This is a genomic window from Methylobacterium sp. BI1 (assembly GCF_056680125.1).
On record NZ_CM155267.1, the window covers coordinates 4,856,651 to 4,882,159 of the forward strand.

The 25,509-nt window shown below is 63.1% G+C and carries 24 protein-coding genes, 2 tRNA genes and 1 pseudogene; 18 read left to right on the plus strand and 9 right to left on the minus strand.

Annotated elements, in window-relative coordinates; genetic code table 11:
* Positions 1-153 precede the first annotated feature (153 nt).
* The 5 genes from AC1MGR_RS22930 (at position 154) to AC1MGR_RS22950 (ending at position 4,803) form a co-directional block, all read left to right on the plus strand.
* Positions 154-561: a CBS domain-containing protein gene (locus tag AC1MGR_RS22930; RefSeq protein WP_480233066.1), complete on the plus strand. Its 408-nt coding sequence runs from the start codon at positions 154-156 to the stop codon at positions 559-561.
* A gap of 282 nt (positions 562-843) precedes the next feature.
* Positions 844-1,125, plus strand: coding sequence for a hypothetical protein (locus tag AC1MGR_RS22935; RefSeq protein ID WP_108035354.1), 282 nt, complete (start codon positions 844-846; stop codon positions 1,123-1,125).
* Positions 1,126-1,199: 74 nt separating this feature from the next.
* The gene (locus AC1MGR_RS22940; RefSeq protein WP_480233067.1) at positions 1,200-3,044 is read left to right on the plus strand and encodes a hypothetical protein; all 1,845 of its coding nucleotides are present in this window, start codon (positions 1,200-1,202) and stop codon (positions 3,042-3,044) included.
* Positions 3,045-3,778: 734 nt separating this feature from the next.
* Positions 3,779-4,036 carry a PilZ domain-containing protein gene (locus AC1MGR_RS22945; RefSeq protein WP_480234877.1) on the plus strand — a complete coding sequence of 86 codons (258 nt, stop codon included), beginning with the start codon at positions 3,779-3,781 and terminating at the stop codon, positions 4,034-4,036.
* Positions 4,037-4,260: 224 nt separating this feature from the next.
* Entirely contained in the window at positions 4,261-4,803 is a 543-nt protein-coding gene (locus AC1MGR_RS22950) for a hypothetical protein (protein ID WP_108035252.1), read from the plus strand.
* Between the two features lie 373 nt (positions 4,804-5,176).
* Here AC1MGR_RS22950 and AC1MGR_RS22955 read toward each other — a convergent pair whose 3' ends face one another.
* On the minus strand, positions 5,177-5,734 hold the full coding sequence (locus AC1MGR_RS22955) for a metallophosphoesterase family protein (RefSeq protein ID WP_108035353.1): 558 nt from the start codon (positions 5,732-5,734) through the stop codon (positions 5,177-5,179).
* Between AC1MGR_RS22955 and AC1MGR_RS22960 the strand changes: the two genes are divergently transcribed.
* Positions 5,718-6,410, plus strand: a complete 693-nt coding sequence (locus AC1MGR_RS22960; protein WP_480233068.1) for a cupredoxin domain-containing protein — start codon at positions 5,718-5,720, stop codon at positions 6,408-6,410. The two genes, AC1MGR_RS22955 and AC1MGR_RS22960, sit on opposite strands and share 17 nt — an antisense overlap.
* Before the next feature lie 366 nt (positions 6,411-6,776).
* Here AC1MGR_RS22960 and AC1MGR_RS22965 read toward each other — a convergent pair whose 3' ends face one another.
* Together AC1MGR_RS22965 and AC1MGR_RS22970 are read right to left on the minus strand one after the other, a co-directional pair.
* On the minus strand, positions 6,777-7,334 hold the full coding sequence (locus AC1MGR_RS22965) for an HD-GYP domain-containing protein (RefSeq protein WP_480233069.1): 558 nt from the start codon (positions 7,332-7,334) through the stop codon (positions 6,777-6,779).
* Complete coding sequence (locus AC1MGR_RS22970) at positions 7,247-7,909, minus strand: response regulator (RefSeq protein WP_480233070.1); 663 nt, start codon at positions 7,907-7,909, stop codon at positions 7,247-7,249. Before AC1MGR_RS22970 ends, AC1MGR_RS22965 begins: the two co-directional genes overlap by 88 nt.
* 1,222 nt (positions 7,910-9,131) lie before the next feature.
* Between AC1MGR_RS22970 and AC1MGR_RS22975 the strand changes: the two genes are divergently transcribed.
* From AC1MGR_RS22975 to AC1MGR_RS23010, 8 genes are all read left to right on the plus strand, one after another.
* Positions 9,132-9,578, plus strand: a complete 447-nt coding sequence (locus AC1MGR_RS22975; RefSeq protein ID WP_108035250.1) for an Rrf2 family transcriptional regulator — start codon at positions 9,132-9,134, stop codon at positions 9,576-9,578.
* 139 nt (positions 9,579-9,717) lie between these two features.
* A complete protein-coding gene (locus tag AC1MGR_RS22980; protein WP_108035249.1) occupies positions 9,718-10,362 on the plus strand; it encodes an NAD(P)-binding domain-containing protein in 645 nt (214 codons plus the stop codon).
* A gap of 201 nt (positions 10,363-10,563) precedes the next feature.
* Positions 10,564-11,358 carry a 3-oxoadipate enol-lactonase gene (gene pcaD, locus AC1MGR_RS22985; RefSeq protein WP_480233071.1) on the plus strand — a complete coding sequence of 265 codons (795 nt, stop codon included), beginning with the start codon at positions 10,564-10,566 and terminating at the stop codon, positions 11,356-11,358.
* Positions 11,359-11,599: 241 nt separating this feature from the next.
* Positions 11,600-14,290 carry an MHYT domain-containing protein gene (locus AC1MGR_RS22990; protein ID WP_480233072.1) on the plus strand — a complete coding sequence of 897 codons (2,691 nt, stop codon included), beginning with the start codon at positions 11,600-11,602 and terminating at the stop codon, positions 14,288-14,290.
* 345 nt (positions 14,291-14,635) lie between these two features.
* Positions 14,636-15,793: a Gfo/Idh/MocA family protein gene (locus AC1MGR_RS22995; RefSeq protein ID WP_480233073.1), complete on the plus strand. Its 1,158-nt coding sequence runs from the start codon at positions 14,636-14,638 to the stop codon at positions 15,791-15,793.
* A gap of 139 nt (positions 15,794-15,932) precedes the next feature.
* Positions 15,933-17,192, plus strand: coding sequence for an MFS transporter (locus AC1MGR_RS23000; RefSeq protein ID WP_108035245.1), 1,260 nt, complete (start codon positions 15,933-15,935; stop codon positions 17,190-17,192).
* A 149-nt stretch (positions 17,193-17,341) separates the two neighbouring features.
* Positions 17,342-17,605: a hypothetical protein gene (locus AC1MGR_RS23005; protein ID WP_480233074.1), complete on the plus strand. Its 264-nt coding sequence runs from the start codon at positions 17,342-17,344 to the stop codon at positions 17,603-17,605.
* A gap of 183 nt (positions 17,606-17,788) precedes the next feature.
* The gene (locus tag AC1MGR_RS23010; RefSeq protein WP_480233075.1) at positions 17,789-18,685 is read left to right on the plus strand and encodes a 3'-5' exonuclease; all 897 of its coding nucleotides are present in this window, start codon (positions 17,789-17,791) and stop codon (positions 18,683-18,685) included.
* Positions 18,686-18,706: 21 nt separating this feature from the next.
* On the opposite strand, the gene AC1MGR_RS23015 is transcribed toward AC1MGR_RS23010, so the two are convergent.
* The 6 genes from AC1MGR_RS23015 to AC1MGR_RS23040 all read right to left on the minus strand — a co-directional run bounded on the left by AC1MGR_RS23015 (position 18,707) and on the right by AC1MGR_RS23040 (position 22,423).
* Positions 18,707-19,711, minus strand: coding sequence for an SDR family oxidoreductase (locus AC1MGR_RS23015; RefSeq protein WP_480233076.1), 1,005 nt, complete (start codon positions 19,709-19,711; stop codon positions 18,707-18,709).
* A 747-nt stretch (positions 19,712-20,458) separates the two neighbouring features.
* Complete coding sequence (locus tag AC1MGR_RS23020) at positions 20,459-20,623, minus strand: hypothetical protein (RefSeq protein ID WP_480233077.1); 165 nt, start codon at positions 20,621-20,623, stop codon at positions 20,459-20,461.
* 80 nt (positions 20,624-20,703) lie between these two features.
* On the minus strand, positions 20,704-21,072 hold the full coding sequence (locus AC1MGR_RS23025) for a DUF4440 domain-containing protein (RefSeq protein WP_480233078.1): 369 nt from the start codon (positions 21,070-21,072) through the stop codon (positions 20,704-20,706).
* A 283-nt stretch (positions 21,073-21,355) separates the two neighbouring features.
* Positions 21,356-21,431: transfer RNA gene (locus AC1MGR_RS23030), tRNA-Phe, on the minus strand.
* 120 nt (positions 21,432-21,551) lie between these two features.
* Positions 21,552-21,776 carry a DNA gyrase inhibitor YacG gene (locus AC1MGR_RS23035; protein WP_480233079.1) on the minus strand — a complete coding sequence of 75 codons (225 nt, stop codon included), beginning with the start codon at positions 21,774-21,776 and terminating at the stop codon, positions 21,552-21,554.
* The gene (locus tag AC1MGR_RS23040) at positions 21,773-22,423 is read right to left on the minus strand and encodes a Maf-like protein (RefSeq protein WP_181259610.1); all 651 of its coding nucleotides are present in this window, start codon (positions 22,421-22,423) and stop codon (positions 21,773-21,775) included. The genes AC1MGR_RS23035 and AC1MGR_RS23040 overlap by 4 nt, the downstream gene beginning before the upstream one ends.
* A gap of 254 nt (positions 22,424-22,677) precedes the next feature.
* Here AC1MGR_RS23040 and AC1MGR_RS23045 point away from each other — a divergent pair.
* The 4 genes and pseudogenes from AC1MGR_RS23045 (at position 22,678) to AC1MGR_RS23060 (ending at position 25,422) form a co-directional block, all read left to right on the plus strand.
* Positions 22,678-22,752, plus strand: a tRNA-Gly gene (locus tag AC1MGR_RS23045).
* 187 nt (positions 22,753-22,939) lie between these two features.
* Positions 22,940-23,107 carry a hypothetical protein gene (locus tag AC1MGR_RS23050; RefSeq protein ID WP_480233080.1) on the plus strand — a complete coding sequence of 56 codons (168 nt, stop codon included), beginning with the start codon at positions 22,940-22,942 and terminating at the stop codon, positions 23,105-23,107.
* 216 nt (positions 23,108-23,323) lie between these two features.
* Positions 23,324-24,492: pseudogene (locus AC1MGR_RS23055) on the plus strand (IS3 family transposase).
* Between the two features lie 225 nt (positions 24,493-24,717).
* Positions 24,718-25,422 (plus strand): GntR family transcriptional regulator, encoded by a 705-nt coding sequence (locus AC1MGR_RS23060; protein ID WP_480234878.1) that lies wholly within the window; start codon positions 24,718-24,720, stop codon positions 25,420-25,422.
* Positions 25,423-25,509: the final 87 nt, after the last annotated feature.

Below are 25,509 nucleotides of genomic sequence, written 5' to 3' on the forward strand. Positions count from 1 at the left end.
CGCAACCTCGCCGCCGAGCCTATGCAGGCGGAACGACAAAGCCGCCGATTTGTCTCGCGTCCTGGCAAAATATTTCAGCCGACTCGTTGACAGCTGAAATTGTGTATACCAGGGTCAGGAGAGAAAAACTCATAGGGTTGGAGGAATGGCGCCATGGGCGCGAGTCAGAAGCCCGCCAGTGAAGCTTCTCGCGTGCGCTATATTCGTATGGATCGGTCTGTCCGCGAGGCGACGCGGCTTTTGTCTGCTCTAGATGTCGACGCCCTGATTGTTGTCGATGGTCCTTGTGATAAGACCGGCTCCTTTATCGGGATACTGACAGAGCATGAGATCTTTCGCGCCATCGCCGATCACGGCTTGGAGACGCTCGATAGCTTGGTTTGGATGCTGACCACGCCGGAGTTCGTCTGCGCCGATCTTCGAACTCCGCTCGCTGATCGGCTGCAGTTGTTCTGCGCGCATAAGACGAACCACATCGCGATTATGGACGGCCTTTGCTTTCACTCAATCCAGAGCATCTGGGATTGTGTGTCTGGCGTTCCGCACACATCGGCGGCTTGATGTCGGGAGCGAGACGAGCTCGGAACTCTATCCTATTGAGGAAGTTCATGGGTTCGACCAGTTGGAGCGAGTTCTTGCGCTGCAATAACAGGCGGATTGGTCGAAGATCCTTTTGTAATGTTCTGAACTTGACGTTTGGTGCGTTTGAATACAAATTTTTAGTCTCGCTCTTCGATGGGTGGGGTAAGGCACAGCCAGCGTCCGCATGCTGGCTCCCATCACCGTTCGGCGCCTCGGCAGTCTGCCGTCGTCTCCGGTGAGGAAGATGAAGGAGTGATCCCCATGCGTTTCCTGGCAATCCTCGACTGCCCGGTGATTTTCAGTGGCGAGAACAGCTACGGAATGACGAGCATCGACATGTGCCCTTCGACCGGGATCACGAGTGGTTTGATCAGTCGACACGTCAAGGTGGTCGATGGTCGTCTGATCGCCGTCTGTATCTGGACGAGCGAATTTTGCTGTCGGAAATACTTCGATGCGGCGTGGTATCAGAAGGCCGGAGAACTCTGGGGCGATCAGTACCAGCTTCGCCTCGAGGTCATTGAGGAACCGCAGGCAGCCTGAGTATCCTCTACAGATCAGAGTCAGAGCCCGAATCTCGGGCATTCTGAACATCCTGGACAGCAAAGGCCGTTGGCATGACGATCCATGCCTTGGTGGGGCGGTCGGCTGACGGCGCTGATTTGGATCGGTACGGGCCTTGGAACCCTGGCATCGAGTCGAGTCTTCCGCGCGCGATCCTGCCTCTGGCCACCGTTTTCCGGGGCGCGAATGTCGAGACGTCCCTCGCCGAAGCTTTCGAGCTGAGCGACGTCAGCGGTCTGCCGCTGACGTCGCTCGTCCGCTTCCGCCCTGAGCGGTTGGTGGTCCACGAGGTGCTGATCCGCGTCATGGCGGACCTGTCCGTTCCGGTCGGCGAAACGTACGGCGATCTCGGCGTAAACTTTCGCGCGATCGTCTCAGCCATCCTGAACGACGGCATCGCTGAACATTCCGGAGCGATCGCCGCGCGCCATGCGGAGATCCAAGCCTCCGCTGCGGAACTTCTCGATACCGAGATTGCCGGGATGTTCGGCGAGTGCCGTCACCCAGCAGCGGATGTGCAGCAGCGCGGCACTGGCTGGCTCCGGTTCTTGTCGGATCGCACGCGCCGGAAGAACCGGAAGCCCTTCGGTTCCGATCCCCGCACCTTGGACCCGACACGTGAGGTAGAGCATTACCTCGACAGCTGGCAGGCGAGAGCCGTCGCAGCCGACGATCCTTTGGCCGCAGCAGCCTGCGCCGCGCTGCGTTGCGTCGTTGCTACTCTGATCGGCCGCCGCGGCTTTCTGATCCGCGACCCGTCCTTGCTCGGGAGGCTCGCCGGCACGCTCGTGTCGAACGGCTATGGCAGTCTTGCCCTTGGCGCGCTGATCGAGCCCTGGATGCAGGCCGTGGTCGCGAAGCGCGGCTACGTGCGCCTGAAGCCGCAGGACGCTCCTGTCATCCTGAACGTGAAGGGTTCGTCCGCCTCGGGGAAAAGTACCATCCGCCCCTACCAGCGCTCCCTGGTCGAAACCCTGGGGTTGGATTGGGATGATTTCGCCCTCATCACGCCCGATGTCTGGCGCAAGTTCCTGCTGGATTACGATAGCCTCGGATCGGCGCGGCGCTATGCCGGGCCCTTGACCGGACATGAGGTCGAGATCATCGACCGAAAGCTCGACGGTTATATGGCGCGGAAGGCCGAGGCCGGCCGGATCTCTCATCTCCTCATCGACCGTTTCCGTTTCGACAGTTTTGCGGTCAATCCCGGCACCGAACTCGGGAGTCAGCTCCTCACGCGCTTCGGACGCCAAGTCTACATGCAGTTCATGATCACGCCGCCTGACGCCACGGTCGAACGGGCCTGGAAACGCGGCCAGCAGTTCGGGCGCTACAAGGCGGTGGAAGACCTGCTGGCGCACAATGTCGAAGCGTACACCGGCATGCCGCGCCTGTTCTTCACCTGGGTGCTGCGACCGGACAAGGACGTTCATTTCGAGTTCCTCGACAACAGTGTGCCTGAAGGCCGCCGTCCCCGGACCGTCGCTTTCGGTGCGAATGGCGTGATGAACATTCTGGACGTACAGGTGCTCCTCAACATCGATCGCTATCAGACCATCAACATCCAGGCCCGCGATCCCGAGGCGGTCTACCTCGGCGCTCTGCCCTCTGATGCGCTCGGAGAGATGCGCTTCCTGCGAGATTGCCTGCGCCGGATGACCACCGTTCGCTTTGCCGATCCCGCAACAGGCCGCGTACTCGCACGGCTCGACCGCGGGCGTGTGACGAGCCTCGCATCGACAGTGGCCGAAACCGACACGATCGTTCACCGAGTGCTGACAAATCTCGGAGGGATCCCGTCCGACGTGAAAGTCGACCATGCCTGTGAGGTACTGCGCATGGACGAGGCGCGGACACTTGGTGCATGGGGCTCGGGAGCTCACACCGGCAGTCGATGAAGATAAGTTCGTGGCGTGGCCCTCAAAGCTTCAGAGACTCGGCGCTGGATCGTGTTCCTCAGAAAACGGTTACGAAAAATCGGTCCAGCGATCTGCATGCTATCTACACTATACCATTCAAATATTTTTCTTGAAATTTACAAACGTGATAGACCGAATGTATTAAGATAAGAATTAATTTATACTGCAAAGTTTTCACTGTAAATGATTGTGAATCTATTATTGATAATTCTATCAGAAATTTAGAAATTTCAAAAAACTAAATAGTTTCCTAGTGCGTCTTTGTGAATTTACGCGAGCTGGAACATATTCATGCCGAGCATGACCAGAGCGAGATAATTGGCAGCGTACTTCTCACAACGGGTCGCAATGCGACAGTTCTGCTCGAGCCGGCCGATCAGTCGTTCGCCCCCTGTTGCGCTCCCGGCAGGTCGCCGTGTGAAAGTCGTGCTGACGAGGGTGATCCTTGCGGGTCAGGCGGCGGATCGGATCCTTTCAATGAACAGCTTCGTCATGGTCAACCTTCTAGAATGATCCCCGTCGCACACAGAGGACGACGCTGGAGAACAACAGCGGATCACCGCCCTCGTCTTCAAGATCACCGCCGACGCAAAATGGAATTCGGCGCTGGCCTGGGAGGGGAAGCGTAGATGGCAGGACGCAACGCGTGCCCATCGCACACAATTTCAACGCGTAACGAACCAAGAGGTGGGGATGCTGTGATCGGGTTGCAGATGGGACATCATGCGGTGGAAGACAGACGATCTCAGCGACGCACCCGGCAATTTGGGAGTGCGCGCATTCTCATCGAGTTTGCCAACCCTGTAAGTTGCGCCCTCGTTGACCGCTCGGAGAGTGGAGCACGGCTCAGGGTGGTTAGCGTCCTGGGCATCCCCGATCGTTTCGTCCTGCAAATCGGATCTGAGCAACTTCCGGCACGGGTGGCCTGGCGCAGCCCGGCCGAGATCGGCGTCGCTTTCGACGGAGATTGATCTCCGAACGATCATCGGGTCAGTCCTCCAGGAAAACCGATCGCTCTTGACGGTTGGACCCAGGGCATCTCCCTCGCGCCAACGCACCGAAGTTGGGGACGGGCGTTCGAGGCGTTCTTCATAGCGAGTTGCGGGCCCCTCGGTGCAACCAGTCTGAAACTTCCGCGACGGCATGCTGGCCCCCGAAAGATCGATCCGGGGTGGATGATCCGTGTGCGAGGGACATGGCCCAAACGTTCAGACGCCGCCTGTTCCTGGAACGGGTTTCCTGCCGGACATCTGCCCAACCTCTCGCGCTTGAGGCGGAATTCACGCGCGACAATGTGGATATTGCCTGTCAGGCCCTGTCCCTGAAGCTCGTCTCACTTGTGGAGGTGGATGATGACAGCAACTACGCGTTTCGTATCACGCGACCCGGGCTTCTCCTGCTGGCCGGCCAGATCGAAGACGCGGCAGCGCTGCTCGATCGGGGCCTCGGCATCCGGCGCCTTACGGTTCCACCGCCTTGGGGCCTGATCGGTAACAAGCTCCGCCCCGGCGGCCCCGGGATGTCCCTGAAGGGGAGTGGCCCACGCGCCTACGCGACGCAACTCATCCTGGCGGTCGCCTCCGGGCATGCGATCGTCCAGGGGGACATCGTTCGCGGCAACGCGAATGCTCCGCGTCCTGGCACGTTCAGTGAAGCGCCGCGCCAATCCGAGCGTCTTGGGACGTCGCCGCCCCTCAGAGATTGGGGCCGAACCAAGGATCGGGATCGCCCCGTGTGATCTAAACTTGGCAGACGCTGTCGCGAGCGGGCGGCGTGGATCGGACCGGTGCTGGACGGCGCGGGGACCCTCCGCCTTACTGCAGTCGCAACAAGAGGCTCGCGCAAACGTCGGAGGAGTTGCCCAGATGCAAATTCAGGCGAAAAGCAACTCTTCCCAAACCGGTTATTGTAGGATTGAATGTTGCAATCGTCGCGAGCCTGCAATGATCATCTTCGACTTACTGTAAGCCACATCGGCGCATGGACCGCCCGTTTCGCGGCTTAAGAATCCGAGGGCACACCCGCTGGGAGATGCGATCGCGGGCTCTGTAGCACTCAGGGAGTTCGATCAACGTCGAGCGATGATGGAGGAGGCGAATCGCTGGAGCGGTTCAACGGAGGCCGCGCACCGCCATCTCCTCGGGAGCCTGCAATGCCGCGTGCTGACGCGCGATGAGCGTCGTCAGATCGACCGGGCGATAATCGCAGGCATCGGCCCCAACGTCACACGAACGGCTCGTATCCGGCAGGCAGGCATGGGTATGTCCGTACAGGTGGCGCGTTTCCCGCCAGAAGCCCGGCCAGGACCGGTGCGGATAGTGGGAGAGAAAGAGCCGCCACGCCGAGCCATCGGAATCCTTCACGGTGATACGGGCGCTTTCCACCGGCGGCTCCGTCCAGGGCAGTTCGAGGACTCGGTTGGTGTCATGATTGCCGCGCACCAAGCGCTTGATGCCATTCAGGCGAGCAAAGACGGCGGCACAATGCGCGCGGCTGGCGCCAGCGGCGAAGTCACCGAGGTGCCAGACCTCGTCAGCCACGCCGACGACCGTATTCCAGCGAGCGATCAAATCCTCGTCATGGGCATCCACGGACCCGAAGATCTGACGTCGACGCTGAACGAGGGGTGCATCACCAAAATGGGTGTCGGCCGTGAAGAATGTTGCCATGCATCCAATCGGATGGCTGCGCCACAAGGGAAAAGGGAAGAGCCGGCGCATTGCCTTTCGTCGAGATGGCTCGATCTTTGTGGGGCTCAAGCGGGCGCGATGTCGCTCATATCCAAGCGACAGTGCTCTCCAGGCCAGCCTTGCGGCGCGCCGCCGCGTGCAGGAACTCTGGGTTGCTGCCATCCATTCCTCGACACGACCCTACTCTGTCGAGGTGTTCCTGATGCGAAACCTACTGCTCGGACTTGCTGTGCTGGCGGCCACGGCATGCGCAAGCGGCGCCCTCGCGCAAAGCAAACCCTTGCCTCCGGCGTCGAGCGATGTGATGCCACCCGTTGAATTGACGATCACGATGGACGGCGACAAGCCCCGCTGTGCGCCGGCCGAACTGAAATTGCCCGCCAACACGAACGTGGAACTTCACATCGTGAGCGAAGCCGCGGATCCCGTCACGATTACGGCACCGGGTCAGTTCGAGAACGCCAATGTCCTGCACGCTGACGGCGATCTCGTCCATGTAGCGAGTGAGAAGGGTTATCTCGTGAAGCAGCATGGGAAAGGCGTGCTGCGCATTCGGACCCTGAAACCAGGCCAGGAAACCTACGCCTGCACCAGTAACCGCAATCAGAAGGCGCCCTTCGAGGGGAAATTGGTGCTGACGCCGCCGGCGGGCTAAGCCCATTCTGACGGTGCGTGTCTGTGCGCCGCCTTCGATGCGGTTTTGAAAGCGTCGCGGTCCACCCTTTCTCGGTCGTTGGATGCCGGTTGCTTCGAGCAGTGATGAGCTCGATGAAAGCCGAGCGGTCTCGACGTCGGCCTGCTTCTCCTCACTTTGATCAGATCGGCGAGTTCAAGTCCGCCCTTCCTCGCTGACACGCCACCATTGCTACTTCGGCCTGGAAAGGCAGCACTTGCTTTCTTAAAAAATCCTCCATCGCGCGAACATTATCAGTGGTTGCAGCAACGATCATGGCGGCCCACCGTTTGCTGTGCCTTCATTCGCTTCAGGTTGGCGCTCAATCGCATAAACAAGGAGACGCCTTCAATTCAGGGCCTCCGCAGATTCACGACCGTCCAAGACCTCCCGAAGAAGCTCCGGCACTCGTGCCCAGGGCTCGGTTGCTTGGCCGAAAGTTAGTTTGCGCGCGTCCGCTGCTTGGGCTCGAACGGCAACGATGTCCGACCATCGTGAAGCAAAGGCTTTGATGCACTCTGGGTCGAAGTGCTTGGCGCTTTCGGCCTCGAGGCACCGCAGAGCTTGTTCCGCCGGCATGGCATCCTTGTAGGGACGGACCGTCGTGAGTGCATCGAAAACGTCGGCCACGGCCACGATGCGTGCCGCAAGTGGAATCGCCGGACCTGCCAGCCCATTGGGATAGCCGCTTCCATCCCACTTCTCGTGGTGCGCCTCGGCGATCTCGGCCGCGAGGCGGATCAGCTCGGAAGCACTGTCGTCCAGGATCCGGCGACCGATCTCGGTGTGGGTGCGGACAACCGAGAATTCCTCGGTCGTCAGCGCTCTTTTTTCAGAAGGATGCCGTCCGGCACTGCGACCTTGCCGACATCGTGCAGAGGTGCGGCTAGATAGATGCGGTGACACAGGCTGGGCGGCAGCCCGAGCGCTTCGGCGATGATCTGGCTGTAGCGTGCGACCCGCCACGTATGGTCGCCCGTATCGTTGTCGCGGTATTCCACCGCAAGGGCGAGGCGGAAGATAATTTCCTCTTCACGCTCGCGCAGGTGGCGAACCGCCGTCTCGATTTCACCCGCCAACCAGGCAGCCTGATCGTCGAGGCGACGGATCGCCGCCGCGAGATTGATCTGATTCCGCAGGCGAACACTCAGTTCGATGCCCTTCAGGCGCTTGTCGAGAAAATCCGATGCGCCAGCCTCCAAGGCGGCGAGCCTGACGGCATCGGTCACGTCGCTGGTGACCATGATGATCGGGACCTGCGCGTAATGTGGGATGGCGCGCATGCGTTGGATGAAGGTGGTGCCATCCATCTCCGGCATGTGGTGATCGACCAGAATGAGGTCGAATGCTCGTGTCTGCGCCTCCATGAGTGCGATACTCGGGCTCGTCCGTGCCGTGACACCCACGCCGTGCTCTTGCTTAAGCAATCGCTGCAGTCGCAAAAGCATCGTTTGGCTGTCATCGACGAGAAGAGCGTCCACGGTTCAATTTTCCTTAGGTGTCTCTAGAGATCGATTTTCGGATATCGTCTTTTGAAGATCATCTTCTCATCATAAGCAGAGATCCGCGCGCGCAAAATTTCTACTGTTTTGTCATTTATTAATTATAGATTTTTGATTCTCTTAGAGGACCGGCTTTATCAGAAGTTCTTGTCATGCTTTCGACAAAATTGGACTGAGAAGCGATCGGGCGACCGTGCTTCAGTACACCTGGCAGACCGGATGGGGCACGCTAACCCAGCTTCTAAGGTGGACTTCCGTCCCGCCAGCGCCGGGCGGAGACACAAATTGTGGACTACCGGTTAAGAGGGACGTCTGCGGTCCCTGCAGCCTTCTCAACCAAGCCATTGGAAAACCGAAGATCCATACATGACAGACGTCGCGCGTCCGATCGCCGACGAATTCCCACGGATTGTCCGCCTGCGTCAGAGAGTGCTGGTGTACTCGCGCGCAATGCCGTTCTCGACTCCGAGAACATTCTACTGCAGATTCTGATCAAGCAAATATCAAACTCGCGTCTAATAGCATGATGCATAGCATCGAGTGCCTCGCGCATTGGGACAAAGGCCAAATTCGGAAGCATCATCGACCTCATTGGTCTCGATGGCGCCACCTAAAATGGCTACCTCGAACGGAGTAACAACACCACGAAACCATGAAGGCATTCTTGAAGGACCAGGCATAAGGACACATTTTTCTCTCATAAATGAGCGTAATTCCAATTAATAATGTGAAGTTTCTCCTCGTAAATGGTCTATTCTGTGCCATCCCTGAGGAAGTGAGCTGATATGGCCGATTGTTTTCAGCGACGTGAAAGGGGACGCAAAGTGCCTTGCCCCCCGGGGGCCGCGCGCGGGTCCTGAGCAGACGAGGGTCTACTGGGTCTCTCGTGCCTTTCACCGGACGAGCGCAGTGGCTGCCAAGCGCGGACACCATCGCCCCTCACGCCCCTGAGATCTGGAAACCAGCGTTCTGGGCTCGCGAGGGCCCACCACCTTCGCAGCGGACGCCGCGAGATTTTTCTTGAAGGCAAGTGCCATCTGATCGTGTTCTGGATGCCCTTCGGATCCGGGCCGCTCCTTTCGCCGTGGCACTCAAAGATGAGGAGTCGATTGGACCAGCTCCAATTTCCAGGAAAATCTCCCTTGACGCCCATACATTTGTGTCGTACCGTCACTTACACACATAGCGGTTGTCTCGATCAATGCCCACAAGTTCACGCTTCGTCGTCGCCGTTCACGTCCTTGCCGCCCTCGCCGTGAGCGATGGCAAGCCTTTGCGTTCGGAGGATCTCGCCTATTCCGCGAATACGGGAGCGGTCGTCATCCGTGGTCTCCTCTCGCGATTGAGTGAGGCAGGTCTGACGAGGTCTCAGTTGGGCGCCGGCGGCGGAGCCCTTCTGGCGAAGGCCGCTGCCGATATTCGGCTCATCGACGTCTATCGGGCGGTCGAGGACACGGAATTGTTCACGCTCCACCGGACAACGCCCTGTCCGAGTTGCGCAGTCGGCGGCAACATCCAGGAGGCGCTTCGTCCGACATTGGAGCGCGCCAGGACGGCGATGGAAGCCGAGTTGTCATGTATGACAGTCGCTGAAATCGCCGCAGAGGTTGCCCGGCTCGGCAAATTCTCGATCCCTCTCGTCTGGTAAAGCTTTCCCCAAAACTGTCATAGAATCGGCGACACAGTGCTAGATGTATCGTCGTGACCGATGGTTTTGGTCGAGTCTCGGTTTCCCGGGCACCGATGACCCACCCCTCCTCAACCCGGCCTTCACCAGGAGTATCATCATGACCATCGGCATCATCGGTTCCGGCGCGCTCGGTTCCAACGCAGCCCGCGCGTTCACGCGAAAAGGGCTTTCCGTTATCGTTTCGAACAGTCGTGGCCCAGCCTCGCTGGCGAACCTGATCGAAGAACTCGGACCGAATGCTTCGGCCGGGTCCATCGCAGAAGCCGCGAGCGCGGATGTCGTCCTCGTGGCCGTGCCCTGGGTCCATATCGCCGATGCACTCCGAGGCCTGCCGGCGTGGAACGGCCGGATTGTCGTGGACGGCACCAACGCGGTCGAGTTTCTGGATCCGAACTCTCCCGACGCGAACGATCCGACCAATCCGCTCGCCGCCTACGGCATCAAGGCCATCGACCTCGGCAACCGCCATTCAAGTGCGGTCTTCCGGGAGTTCGTTCCCGGCGCCCGGGTGGTCAAGGCGTTCAACCACCTCGACGTCCGCGTCCTCGTGGAGCCGGAAACGGCTGGGGGAAAGCGTGTTCTGTTCTACTCGGGCGACGACGCCGCAGCGAAAAGCGACGTTCGCGCCCTGATCGAAACCGCCGGCTTCTTCCCGATCGACCTCGGCCCCCTCGACCTCGGCGGCCCCCTGGCGAGCCTGCCTTTCGGGTCGCTCGCCACGCTGAACCTCATCAAGGTGTAGGACCCTCTTCCCGTCCCCGAGCGCCAGGCTGCTGTCCCCAGGGGCCAGGCTGCTTCGGCGGAGTCAGGCGAGGCATCGTTCAGCAAGCGATACGGTGCAGGTCGCATCTTGCCGGCGGCGCCCACTTGCCGACGCGCAGGATCGATCGACATTCGGCAATCTTGCACCGCCCGGGGACCGGCGGAAGAATGGGAGTTCGACATGCCGCAGGCTCACGTCGGCGGCCTCGCCCTGAACTATGACCTGGCCGGGCCGAGTGATGCACCCGTTGTTGCCTTCTCGCATTCCCTCGGCGCAACGCTCGGAATGTGGGACGGGGTGGTGACCCGCTTGCGGGAGCGCTACCGCGTTCTGCGCTACGACATCCGCGGTCATGGTGGCTCAGCGACCCGCGATGGACCGGTTGAGATCGCAGACCTGGCCCGAGACCTGACCGGCCTGCTCGATGGCCTTGACATCCATCGGGCACACATCGTCGGCCTCTCCCTCGGCGGCATGATCGGACAGGCATTCGCGGCTGCCCAGCCGCAGAGGGCCCTGAGCCTGACCTTGATGGCAACCTCCGCTCACCTGCCGAGCGAGGCGGGCTGGAACGACCGGGCAGCGATCGTGCGCACCGATGGGATGGCGGCGATCGTGAAGCCGACCTTCGAGCGTTGGTTCACGGCCGGCTTCGCTTCGCGCGCGCCCACGATCCTGGGCACGATCCGCGAGGCGTTCGTCGCCTGCGACCCCGTCGGTTATGCGGTCGCGTGCGGAGCGATCGGCCGGATGGATCTCCGACCCTTGCTCGATCGCATCATGGCGCCCACGCTCATCCTCGCCGGACGCGACGATCCCTCGACCCCGCCGGCCATGGCCGAGGTCATCTGCGCGGGGATTCCACAGGCGGAATTGGTCGTGCTGCCGCAGGCGGCCCATATGCTGGCCGTCGAACGGCCGGACGTGGTCGCGAGCTACCTGTCGGGATTCCTCGACCGGCTCGTAGCTGGATGATTCTTTGATGCGGACACGCTCCGCGTCTCCGGCGGGTCCAGGGGACCTCGGCTGAGTCTGACCCCTGGGCCGAGTCAGAATTGTCTCCCGGAGCAGCAGGCGCCGCACGGCTTCGTGAAGCCGCGACTGGACCGTGCATGGTCTACAGACGGTCCCTGTCGCCTCCGTGAAAAGCCCATCGTCCTCAAGGCCACCGGGGGTCCTCGGATGGAGGCGGGCAGCCACCGTACGGGCAATTCAAATGGTACATACCGGCTACGACCCCGCCCTCGTGGCGCTCTCGATCGCGGTCGCCGTCTTCGCGTCTTACACGGCGCTCGACCTCGCTGCGCGGGTCCGCGGCGCGACGGCGGGCCTGCGCTGGGCCTGGGTCGGCGCAGCCTCCGTTGCGATGGGAGGCGGGATCTGGGCCATGCATTTCGTCGGCATGCTCGCCTTCGAGATGGGTGCTCCCGCCGCCTATGATCTCGGGATCACGGCCCTGTCGCTGCTCGTTGCCATGACCGCCACGGCGGCAGCTTTCGGGTGGGTTGCGGTCCGCGGAACGTCGCTTCGATCGCTCCTGGTCGCTGGACCGCTGATGGGCCTCGGCGTTGCCGCCATGCATTATGTCGGCATGGCAGCGATGCGGGTCCCGGGCGATATGGCCTACGATCCGGCGATCGTGGCTGCCTCGCTCGCCATTGCAGTCTCGGCGGCGACTGCCGCCCTGTGGCTCGCCTTCCGCCGCAACCGGCTCTGGCAGAAGTTGGCCGCCGCCTGCATCATGGGGCTCGCCGTGGCCGGCATGCATTACACCGGCATGGCGGCGGCGAGTTTTACCCTCACGGAGGCCGGCGCCCACGCGGCGCAGCGGGCGATGCCGGCGGCCGGTCCGCAGAACCTCGCTCTCGCAGTGGCAGGCGTGACGTTCGTTATCCTGTTTCTCGCGATGATGGCAGGCTCCCTCGATCAGGGACGGACTCAGCGACGCCTGCACGTCAGTGAGGCACGGTTTCGCTCGGCCGTCAGGGCAGTCCACGGGGTCATGTGGAACACCAACGCGGCGGGCGAGCTCGTGGAGGAGCAGCCCGGCTGGGAGCAGATCACTGGGCAAACCTTTGCAGAATATCGTGGTAGCGGGTGGACGCGCGTCCTGCATCCAGACGACGCGGAGAACGCCCGCCTCGTCTGGGAATCGGCAGTCCGAACGGGCACGCCCTACGTCGTTGACCAGCGCGTCCGCCACCCGGACGGCAGTTGGCGCCACTACGCTGTGCGCGCAGTCCCGGTGCACGATTCCGACGATGCGATCCGTGAGTGGGTTGGAGTCCATGTGGATATCACCGAGCGGCATGCCTACGAAGCGGCGCTGCGGGAAGCGCGCGATGCCGCCGAGGAAGCGAGCCGGGCGAAGAGCCGGTTCCTCGCCAACATGAGCCACGAATTGCGAACCCCGCTCTCGGCGGTCATCGGTTATGCCGAAATGCTCGAGGAGGAGGCCGAAGATCTCGGGCAGGACAGCTTCCTTGCCGATCTCGGCAAGATCCGAACAAATGCGCAGCACCTGCTCGGCCTGATCAACGACGTGCTCGACCTCTCGAAGGTCGAGGCCGAAAAGATGGACGTGTATGCCGAGGACATCGTCGTCGAAACCTTCGCTCGCGACGCCGCTGCGACGGTCGAGGCGCTGGTGACCAAGAAAGGCAATCGCCTTGTCCTTGTCCTTGCATCGGACCTCGGCGAGGCGCGCACCGACGCGGTGAAGCTGCGCCAGTGCCTGTTCAATCTCCTCGGCAACGCCGCCAAATTCACCGACGGTGGGACTGTCACCCTCCGAGTCCAACGTCACACTGCGGAGACTGGGGACCGGCTGAGCTTCGCCGTCGCCGATACAGGCATCGGCATGTCGCCCGATCAGGTGGCTGGGCTGTTCCAACGGTTCGCCCAGGCGGACGAGACGACGACACGCAATTACGGCGGGACTGGCCTTGGCTTGGCCCTGACCAAGGCGTTCGCCGGCCTGATGGGCGGGGATGTCGTGCTGGAGAGTGTCGAGGGACGAGGCACTACCTTCACCCTGACCGTGCCGGTCGCTCTCCCCGCCATCGTGGCTTCCGACGCCGCGGAATCCGACGCGCAGTCCGAGCACGAGGCCGGGGGCAACCGCGGACTCGTGCTCGTCGTCGACGACGAGGCGAGTCAGCGGGACCTCATGGCGCGCTTCCTGATCCGACAGGGATTTTCGGTGCGAACGGCAGGCGACGGCCGAACCGGCCTCGATTTGGCGCGGACCCTGGCGCCACGGGTCATTCTGCTCGACGTGATGATGCCGGAGGTCGACGGCTGGACAGTCCTGGCGACACTGAAGGCCGATGCCTCCACCCGCGACATCCCGGTCGTGATGGTCAGCTTCGTGGCCGATGCGGCACTCAGTGCCTCGCTGGGAGCAGCCGATGCGCTCCCCAAGCCGGTCGATTGGGGACGGCTCAAAGCGGTACTGAGCCGGCTCGGCCCCGAGGGCGGTGGGGTGCTTGTGGTGGACGACGATGCGGGAATGCGTGAGCGTCTGCGTCATGTCCTGGAGCGCGACGGCTGGTCGGTGCGGGAAGCCGGTGATGGAGCCGAGGCCCTGGCGCGGGTCCACGAGATGCGCCCAGCCGTGATCCTCCTCGACCTCACGATGCCGGTCATGGACGGCTTCTCGTTCCTGTTACGACTACGGACCCTCGCCGACTGCAGCGAAATCCCGGTGGTTGTGCTCAGCGCCCGGGACATCTCTCCGGCCGAGCGAAGCGAGCTCGCCGGCGTCGATCGCGTGGTGCGGAAGGGCGATGCCAGCCTGCAGGAGTTGGCCGCCGAGGTCGCACGGCTCGGTCAGATTCCAGAGATGGCACCGGTCGAACCCCACGGAGTCAGCCAGCAGACCGGCTACCGGAGCGCCGAGTCGTGAGGGAACGGGATAGGAGGTTCAACCGGTAGCCCGGCGCCTACGGCACCTTTGCGCAAATCTTCGGTGAAACGATTTCTCCGGGGGTGGAGGTTTGGGATACGGCCGACAGCGAGGCTCGGGCCAAGCGTGCCACGGTAATCTCGAAGGCCGTCCCCCCCTATCACCTGTCGGAGTCCTGCGACGGCACCTGCACGCAGTGCAAGGCATCCATCCGCAGAGGGCCGCACTTCTTTGCAACATCCGCTTCAGCGCACAGTTGACGGAGCACGCCTTGGAGAACGCGGCGTGGCCTCGAGCCGCGCTCGCGAGATCCGACACGCTACCTCTTCGAATTCAGAGACCCGCATGAGCCTCGCATCCGTCCTCGGCCTCACCTCGGGCCGTAAGGTCCGCTACGCCTTCGTTGCCCTCGGAGACATTACCCAGGAGGCGATGCTGCCGGGTGTGGCGCACACCGGAAACTCCGAAGTGGTGGCTTTCGTCACTGGCGACCCGGAAAAGGCGCAGGACGTCGGCAAGCAATATGACGTGACGGATTCCTATGGATACGCGCAGTTCGGCGATCTGATCGCGTCAGGCAAGATCGACGCGATCTACCTCGCCACCCCCAACTGGCGCCACGCGGAGTTCGCGGTCCCAGCCCTGAAGGCGGGCATCCATGTGCTGGTGGAGAAGCCGCTGGAGGTTTCGACAGCGAAGTGCCGCGAGATCCTCGACGTTGCGAAAACGTCATCGGCAAAGCTGATGGTGGCCTATCGGCTGCACTTCGAGCCCGCGACCCTCGCAACCATCGACTTGATCCGCTCGGGCAAGCTTGGCGACCTGCTCACCTTCGCCTCGACCTTCACCCAGATGGTCTCTCCGGAGAACCACCGGGCTCACTCCGGCATCGAGGCCGGCCCGATCTTCGACATGGGTCCCTATCCGGTGAACGCCGCCCGCTACGTGTTCGGCGACGAGCCGACCGAGGTGGTCTCGGCTGTTGGCGTGCGCCACCCGGAGGCGGGTCTCGGCGATTTCGATGACACGGTCGCGGTGACCTTGCGCTTCCCTGGCAACCGCCTGGCGCAGTTCGTGCTGTCCTATGTCGGCAACACCCTCGACACCTACGCCGTGGTGGGCACCAAGGGGAGCGTCGAGGTGAATCCCGGCTACATGTACGGCAAGTCCCTGGAACACACCGTCACCCTCGGCGAGAGCAAGACGCATGAGAGCTTCCGCAACACCGACCATTTCGGCGGCGAGCTGCGCTACTTCTCCGACTGCATCCTGAACGACCGCGACCCGGAGCCCGACGGCGAGGAGGGCTTCGCCGACGTGCGGGTGCTGGAGGGCATCGTCGAGGCGCTGAAGACCGGCGGGCCGGTCCGCCTCGAACCGTTCATCCGCGCGACGCGGATCAACACCGAGGCTCAGCGCGAGACTCTGCGGGCGCAGGCCTCGCCCGAACTCGTCAACACCTCGAACCCGGGCAAGGGCAAGGACAAGGTGCCGAAGAACTGATCGCGGCCCGACCTCGAACGCCGACCCCGCACCGGACCCGGAAAGACATGATCGCATTCACGAGCCCCGGGCGCGGCCCGATGCAGGGCAGCCCCCCCATGCCGGCCGTCGATGCGTCGCGCATTGCCAGAGGCCGACAATGAGCCGCGTCGATCTCCCGGAGACCGTCCCGCTCGATACTGCCGCGGCGACGGACGGAGTCCCGGACCGCCCGGCGCCCGCGTCGCACCCGACCTTGATCCTCGTAGCCCTGGCGACGGGGGGCTTTGCCATCGGCACCACTGAATTCGCCGCCATGAGCCTTCTGCCGGCCTTCGCCCCCGACCTCGGGATCGACGCCGCCACGGCGGGCCACGTCATCAGTGCCTACGCTCTCGGCGTCGTGGTGGGCGCGCCCGTCATCGCCGTGCTGGCAGCCCGCGTCGCTCGGCGGACCCTCCTCGTCACCCTGATGGTGCTGTTCGCTCTCGGGAACGGGTTGTCGGCTTTGGCTCCGAGCTATCCCTGGATGCTGGCCTTCCGTTTCCTCGCAGGACTGCCGCATGGTGCTTATTTCGGCGTAGCGGCGCTTGTCGCCGCCTCGCTCGTCCCGCGCGAACGGCGATCGCAGGCTGTTTCGCGGGTGATCGCCGGCCTCACCGTGGCGACGGTGGTGGGCGTGCCGCTGGCCAACGGTATCGGCCAAATCGTGGGCTGGCGCTGGAGCTTCGGTCTCGTAACTATACTCGCCGCAACGACCGCGATTCTGGTGCGAATCTACGCTCCTCTCGGGGCACCGGCCCGGGGTGCCAGCGCGCTGCAGGAACTCGGAGCTCTGCGGCGCGGTCAGGTCTGGCTGACCCTCGCCACCGGCGCCATCGGCTTCGGCGGCCTGTTCTCCGTCTACACCTATCTGGCCTCGACGATGCTCGAGGTCACCCATGCGTCGCCCGGCGCGATTCCGCCAGTGCTGGCGTTGTTCGGACTGGGCCTCACGTTCGGCAACCTCGCCTGTGCCTGGGCAGCGGACCGGGCACTGATGCCGGCGGCCGGCGCAACCCTGGTCTGGAGCGCCTGCGCACTCGCGCTTTATCCCTACGCAACCGGAAGCCTCTGGACCCTGGGGCCGGTCGTCTTCCTCATCGGCTGCGGCGGTGGACTCGCCACCATCCTGCAGACCCGTCTGATGGATGTAGCCGAGGATGCACAGACGCTTGCCGCCGCTCTCAACCACTCCGCCTTCAACGTCGCCAACGCCCTCGGACCCTGGCTTGCAGGGTTCGCACTCACTGCAGGGTTCGGCCTTCCCTCCACCGGCTGGGTCGGTGTTGCTCTGGCCCTGGGCGGTCTGGCGATTTGGGCGATCTCGTTCCTCATCGAGCAGCGCGCAGATCAACGGCTGGCCGTCGGCAGCCCGTGAAGGCAGGCACGTCGCCGGCTCCGTGTGGGATCGCGGGCGACTTCGTGCGTGAACCGTATGATGGCGGGGCTTCATGGGTTTCGATCGACAGCGACCCACGGGGCACGTTAGCAAACGCTGCCTTTCGACAGGCAGGATGAGCAAACTGGATGATGGCGCAAGGCGACGACGATCTCCTGAGATTCCTCGATCGCGACTCAGCGGACGCGGTCTTCAACAAGCGCGTTGCCAATGCGACCGAGACAGCGCCACTGGATGATGAGAAAGTTCGCACCTCACCTGCGGTTTCTCTGATGATCACCAATCGTCAGAGAGCTGATCTGCATGCCCTCGGGTTTTCGGAGGAAACCATTCGAAGGATGACGCCGGCCGAAGCGCATGGTCACCTGGGGCTCGACAGCCGCCAACGCTAGCGGACTACATTCCCGGCATACCGATGCTCGACGGCGGGACGTGCCGACGCCCCAGCACTGGGAGTCTTCTGGGGATACCGTGCCGACACGACTATCAGACCGCGCAGATCTGCGCCTAGGCTCCGCCTTAGATCGCCCGGACAAGGGGTTCGTGCGATCGGAGACCTACCGGTCCTGGACAACGTGGCACCGACGCATGCTCTCGACGCGATCGCGGAGGCCCTGGAAACGACGGGCGCGTACCGCGTCCTTCGGCAGATCAGGCCCTTCGCGGCCGCAGAGGCGCCGCCAATCGAGCCGACGTTCATCGGCCTGATCGTAGACACGGAGACAACGGGCGTCGATTACACCCGCGACACGGTGATCGAACTCGGCATGGTCAAGTTCGAGTATGGCGCGAGCGGACGCATCTACCGCGTCCTCGACACCCTCAATCAGCTCCACGACCCCGGCCGGCCTATCCCGCCCGAGATCACCCGCCTCACCGGCATCGGCGACGCCGATGTGGCGGGGCAGCGTATCGACGACGAAGCCGTGGCGGCAATGGCAGCCGACGCCGCCGTGGTAATCGCCCACAACGCCAGCTTCGACCGGCAGATGTGCGAGACCCGCTGGCCAGTCTTTGTCGAGAAAAACTGGGCCTGCTCCTGCCATCAGGTGCCCTGGCGCGCGGAGGGCCACGAGGGTCTCAAGCTTGGCTACCTGCTCACCGACCACGGTTACTTCCACAAAGGCCATCGCGCGATCGATGATTGCCACGCATTGCTGGCACTCCTTGCGGCGCCCCTGAAGACTTCCGGGCGCCTCGCTCTCGCCTGCCTGCTCGACACGGCGCGCAAGCCGACAGTGCGCGTCTGGGCCGCCGGCTCGCCCATCGCCACGAAGGACGCTCTGAAAGGGCGAAGCTACCGCTGGAGCGGGCGGCGTCGCTGCTGGTACGTCGACATCGAGGAAGACCGTCTCGACCTCGAGCGCGCTTTCCTCTGCCGGGAGATCTACCAGCGCGAGGTCCACGACCTCGTGGCGGATCGGATCACCGCCCGAGATCGCTTCTCCGTCAGAACCAATCCTGAGATCTGACCTGCCCTGAGGTCGACGACCTCACAATGGATGCTTGGCACGCCGTCCGAGAATCAGGGCTGTCGCCGTCGCTAGGCCGGCGGCGATCGACAGGGTGGTCAGCGAATGGAGAGTGGCGCGGGTGTAAGCGCTTGTGCGCATCACGTAGATTGGCGGATCACCACGCTCTGCGCCGGCCTGGGTGGGGGCATGCAGCGCCCCGGTTGGATTCCGGGGTGTCTCGGAACGCTTCTGCAGGGCGATGATAGCGGACGCGAGTTCGTCATAGGCACCGGGGACAAATTCCTTGCCCATCACGAACATCTTGCCACCGCCACCCACGAAGATGTCCCGTTGCGGATGGACGGCCGCATGGAGGATGGCATTGGCGACCTCCGAGGGTGGATAAATCGGCGGGGGCAGCGTCGGCTCCCGCTCCATGTAGTTGCGTGCCCGATTTGGAAGCGGCGTGTCGATGGAGGCAGGCTTAACCAAGGTGACCGAAACCGGCGCACCCTCCGCGATCAGTTCCATGCGCAGAGTGTCGGTGAACCCCTTCACGGCGTGCTTCGAGGTTGCGTAGAGGCCCTGGAACGGGAATGCGAGGTCGGAGGCGACGCTTCCGATGTTGATCAGCGCGCCGCCATGCCGACGCAGGTGCTCGACCGCGACGAGTGAGCCGTTCACTGTCCCCCAGAGATTGGTTTGGATCAGGCGTTCGTGGTCGGCGTCGTCGATCGCACTCAGAGGGCCGTAGACGGTCAGCCCGGCAACGTTGACCCAGGTGTCGAAGCCGCCGAAGCTGGCCCGCGCCTCGTCGGCGATCGCCTGCACGTCGTCGCGCCGACCAACATCCGCTGTCACGGCGACGGCCTGACCACCCTCGGCCTCGATCTCGCTGACCACGCGCGCAAGGACTTCGGTGCTGCGTGCCGCCAACACGACTCGAGCACCCCGTTGGGCCGCCGTTCGCGCCGTCGTTAATCCGATGCCGCTGGAGGCCCCGGTGATGACGATGACTTGGTCCCGCAGGGGTTTGTGTCTCATGCGCCCGACTCCTCATCGAGCCGGGCGAACCGCCGGCTGAGGAAACTACGCGCAAAGGAGCCGGCTGTTGCGCCTCGTGAGGCGGCTTGCGTGCATTTCGCGCAGGACGGCGCGCCGTGCGATGGTCTCGTCCAGGAAATTCACGCAGAGTAAAACACGCTTGCTCCGGTCGATCCTCGCGTCGGAGATCGGCACCGTGGGACACAATCACCCTCGGATTTCAAGGCTCACGGAATTGCGCTGGACGATGTCGCGCGTGACGTGAGCTTGGCAATTTGCGAGACCGAAACTGTGGCCCAAGAGGGCGCCCACGACGACTTGGCATTGGCGCGCATAGCCCGAATTGATCATCAAGAGATCGGCCGATCAGAAGGAGACTGGCCAGACCTCCCACCGGGTGAAAGGTCTCGCGGCCGTGAGGTCGAGATCGATGAAGTCTAGGTAGCAGGTCCTGCGTAACAACCGCGTGTCGAAGAAGGTGCCGCAGAAAAATTGCCCGTTAGGCTCCAGCCGTCACCGTTTTGGATTGGTCGATTAGCGTAGACTTGGGTCCGGGGTCTGGATGACGATTTTGGTGTCGATCGAGGGATAGGCGCCGGCGAGAACGCCGGAGTCCACGCCTCGCCCGGGCGTCCAAGCCATTTGCACACCCAGGGGCGCCTGGCCGAACTCACTCTGTTGGCGGCCCTTCGGGGGGCCTCGACGCCATGATCGGCTGCAGGAAGACGAATGGCAGACGTCCTTCGATCACTTATGCCGGGGCGCCCAGATGAAAGGCGTCGATTCGATGTTCGCGTCGGTGGTGCGTGGAGCTAGGGCGCGCGAGCCGAAGCTCGACATGTTGATGAAGTGGAGGCCCTCCGGCCCTGGCGCACTGGGCGCCGGCTGGCCGAGATCGAGGGTATCGTGCATTCGCTGGCTGCCTTTTACAGCGACATCGGGTCCGGTCCATCACCCCACCACGACAAGACGGCGGGCCGAGACGCGAACATTCAGTCGTTCACTGCGGGAATCGCAAGGGGCGGCGTCTGCTGGTGCTGAACGACCCGCCACACCTCATGGGACATCCGCCGGTAGGTCGACGTACAATTCGCTTCGTACGCCTCGTCGTCGCGCGATGCCTTGGCATGATAGGCGATGACGATGAGACCTTCCTGCGGACGCGAGATCCGGCCCTTCGTGATTTCGATGTTGGACCAGCGCGGCGTCGCGGCGACCGCCTCGATCGCCTGTGCGCCGCTGAGCACGAAGGGCGGTGTCGGCAAGACCATCAGGCACTCATCGTCGACCAGCTCCCGGTAGCGGTCCGCATCGCCGGTCCATAAGCTTTTCTCGAAAGACCAAACGCGATCGTCGTCCATGGCAGTCTCCTCAACTTCGGCAGAGTCGGAGGATGACGTCCCTTGCGCGCAGTTCGTTCCCTCGTCGGACGCGGTGTAACCCGCCTCCGAGAAGCAATGGTTCGAACGGAAAGTAGAAGCCGACAGAAGGGCGGCGCATTGCGTTCAAGGTCGATCCGAGATGACGGACACTCGATCCAGCAGACACGGAACGCTCGATGAGGCTGGTGATGCCGTCAAGTCGCCCATACCCATGCGCGGCTGATACGGACAACCAAACGTCTGATGCAGTTCAGAAGGAAGATGGTGCCCAGGGACGGAATCGAACCGCCGACACTGCGATTTTCAGTCGCATGCTCTACCAACTGAGCTACCTGGGCCTCGGCCGGTTCGCGTAAGCGGCACCGGCTGGAGCGGGGGTATAGGGGGTGGATTGCGGCCTGTCCAGCCTGGATCGGAAGAGATTTTACCGGAGGCTTTTTGCGTCCAGGAGGCGACCGTCAGACGGTGCGATCCGGTCGCGGATCGAGGCCGTCGGCGTCCTCGTTTTCGTCCTCCGCGGTCGGAATGGCGTAGCGATCGGTCAGCCAGCGGCCGAGATCGATGTCGGCGCAGCGGGCGGAGCAGAACGGCACGAAAGCAAGCTCAGACGGCTTCTTGCAAATGGGACACGGGTCGGGCTTGGCGGGTCCAGCGCGCCTGCGGCCGATGGTCAGATCACTCATGCGGGACCTCCCCAAGCGTTGCGGACCGGAAAACCCTCGCCGTCCAGGAGACTGACGGTCTCGTAGAGCGGCAAACCGACCACGGCGCTGTGCGATCCCACGAGCTTGACCACGAAAGCCCCGGCCAAGCCCTGGATGGCGTAGCCGCCGGCTTTGCCGCGCCACTCGTCTGACGCGAGGTAAGCCTCGATCTCGCGGGAGGACAAGCGCTTGAAGCGCACCCTCGTCTCGACCACCCGTTCACGGCGAACATCCTGAGGCGTGAGCAGGCAGACGGCGGTGTAGACGCGGTGCTGGCGCCCAGAGAGCAGCCGCAGGCAATCGGCTGCCTCGTCCGGCAACTCAGCCTTGGGGAGCACCCGACGCCCGACGGCCACGACCGTGTCCGCGGCGAGGAGGAAGGCCTCGCGCATATCGTCCCGCCGCCGTGCCGCGGCCCCGGCCGCCGCGAGCTTTTCACGCGCGAGGCGGCGTGCGAGTTCACGCGGCGTCTCCGATTTTCGCGGGGTCTCATCGATATCGGCTGCCAGCAAAGCATCGGGCTCTATACCGACCTGCTGTAGGAGCGCGAGACGCCGAGGCGAGGCGGAGGCTAGGATGAGGCGGGCACTTCGGCTCGGGGCCGGAGTTTCGTCGATCGTCGTCACGTGCGGGCCATCATGCGCTGGGTTGGCATCCTGTATGGGGGCGGATGGAGAACGACCGGCCGATGCAACACCTCGATGGGCGCCCGGGCCGGCCAAGTCGGGAAGGCGGCCGGAACCTAACGGAAACCCCAAGCCTTGTGAACGCGCCCCCGGACTCGCCCTGAGGCCGCCGACCCGTGGACAACGGGTGCGGGTCTGATATGGTCCCGCTCGTGGCCCTCACGGCCACCGCCGCGGCCTCCTTTCCGCGTCGCGCGGGCGTAGTTCAGTGGTAGAACGTCAGCTTCCCAAGCTGAATGTCGTCGGTTCGATCCCGATCGCCCGCTCCAACTAACCTACTGCATCTTATGGAATTTTCAAAGGTTGGCGCCGCTCTGAACGAGCGGGTGATCCAGTGTGTCGCCACCATGTAGCCACGGGTGGCTGTGTCGCCAAAGCGCACGCTCCGACTTAAGGCTGCGTCTCGTGCTCGCTTGAGATAGGCGACCGTCCCCGCAGTGATACGACACGCGATTCGTGGGTTGCGGCACACTGAAGCTTCTCATCTGGCTCATCGAGAAGCGCGACGATCCGGTCGACGACATCGAGCGCAAGTTCGGCCAAGCGCTCGAACTCTTCGCGCGGGATCTGCCTCGCAGCTGCATGGCGGCTCGGAGGGAACTGAAAAACATTGCTCATGTTTAGGTATGCCGCTTCGCGCTGGCGTCTATCAAAGCTCCTGGCTCGCCGTAGAAGATGGTTGAGATCTCGCAGACCAGCTCTTTCGCATCCAAAAGGTCCATGACCACAAGAATTGCTTTTGCTGCAGCGCCCTCCAGCGTCGTTGTGGGTTGGTCGTGGCCTGCCTCCTGGAGAGTGGTCCTCCCTGAGGTATGGCTTCGCGCCATGTGGCGGATGTTCCTGGGACGGAAGAAGCATACGGCTGAGGAGATCGTCGCCAAGTTGCGCCAAGTTGATGTCTTGGTCTCGCAGGGCCGCAAAGTTGCCGAAGCAATCCGGTCCATCGAGGTGACCGAGGTCACGTACTACCGCTGGCGTTCCGAGTACGGTGGCCTGAAGGGGGATCAGGTCAAGCGGTTGAAGTCTCTGGAGACCGAGAACCAGCGGCTTCGTCGAGCAATCTCCGATCTGACCTTGAAGAAGCTCATCCTGAAGGAGGCAGCCTCGGGAAACTTCAGAGCCCGGCTCGCCGCCGGGCCTGTGTCGACTTCGTCGTGGCCGAGCATGGTGTGTCCGAACGCTTCGCCTGCCGTGTTCTGGGCCAGCATCGGTCGACGCAGCGCAAATCCGCCGTGGTGGTCGAGGACGAAGCTGCTCTGACGGGCGCCATCGTCGCCCTGGCGCTGCAGTATGGACGTTACGGCTACCGTCGGATCACGGCCCTGCTCCGACGTGACGGCTGGACGGTGAACGTGAAGCGCGTCGAACGGATCTGGCGGCGCGAGGGGCTCAAGGTCCCGGCTCGCCAGCCGAAGCGGGCACGCCTTTGGCTCAACGACGGCGCCTGCCTGCGACTACGGCCCGAGCGGCCTGACCACGTCTGGTCCTACGACTTCGTCGAGCACCGCACGCACAACGGACGCAAGTACCGGATGCTGAACGTCATCGACGAGTTCACCCGCGAGCGCCTGGCCATCCGCGTGTCTCGTAAGCTGAAGGCATTGGACGTGATCGACGTGCTCTCGGACTTGTTCAGTCTGCGCGGGGTGCCGGGGCATATCCGCTCGGACAACGGGCCGGAGTTCATCGCCAAGGCCGTTCAGGACTGGATCGCGGCGGTGGGATCGACAACCGCCTACATCGAGCCGGGCAGTCCGTGGGAGAACGGGTATTGCGAGAGCTTCAACGCGAAGCTGCGCGATGAACTCCTCAACGGCGAGGTGTTCTACACCCTGAAAGAGGCCAGCGTCGTGATCGAGCAATGGCGGAGGCACGACAACAGCATCCGGCCGCACTCGTCGCTCGGCTATCAGCCGCCTGCGCCCGAGGTCGTCGTCTGGCCATCCGAACCGAGCGGCTCAGGGCCGCTCGCTCACCCCGCCATCGTCACGCGACCGACGATGCACTGACTTCGAACCTGGGCCACCGAATGGGGGCAGGCCACCTGCGCATGGTCGCCTGCTTGAGCGACCGATCCAGCGTTTCCTCCTAGGGAAGGCCCGCAATCGAATCAGTCTTGAGCGCCAACTTCCATGCAAGATGGCATTAGTTAGAGGCGAACGAAGACTGCTGTTAATCCTCCCATTGTAGCTTCCATGGAAGATGGTACTGATATTGGAACGCTGGAGGTGGCGATGGTTCGAGGACGTGCCGAGAAACTCGCGGACGCGGATCGGCGCCCGTCCCTCGTCGATGATGCCTATGCGGCGATGAAGGAGGAGATCCGGGAGTCGCGCTTCCCGGCTGGGTATCAGGCGTCCGAGCAGGAGATCGCGTTACGACTCGGCATGAGCCGGACGCCCGTACACGAGGCGGCCATCCGTCTTCAGGAGGATGGTCTCGTGCGAATCCTGCCCCGGAAGGGCATCGTGATCTGCGCCTTGGCGCCGGAGGACATGCGTGAGATCTACGATGTCGTCATCGCCATCGAAGGACGGGCGGCAGCCCTGCTTGCGCAGATGCCGGAGGCGGCACGCGAGTTGGCTGCGTTGGAGTTGGCCGCGCACACGGAAGCCATGTCAGCCGCATCGGAAACCGGTGATCCTGCCGGCTGGGGCCATGCGGACGAATGCTTTCATCGCACGCTGGTCGAAAGGGCGGGGAACGGCCGCATGATCCGGATCAATCAGACGATCACCGACCAGGCGCACCGCGCCCGTATGTTGACGCTCAAGCTCCGGCGCGAACTGGGAGCGTCGGTGGCGGAACACCAGCAGATCATCGAGGCGATCCGCGCCGGCGATGCCGCGGCGGCGCAGGAACAGGCATATCGCCATCGTTCGCATACGCGGAACGAGCTACTCCCGCTGTTGGAAAGCTTCGGCCTCAAGCACCTTTAGGGTCGCGAGGATGGCCTTGATGAAGCGGGCCAGTCGAAGAGCACTCAGGCGCTGCGGAGGCTTCCTCAGCAGACCCCGAGGCTGGCG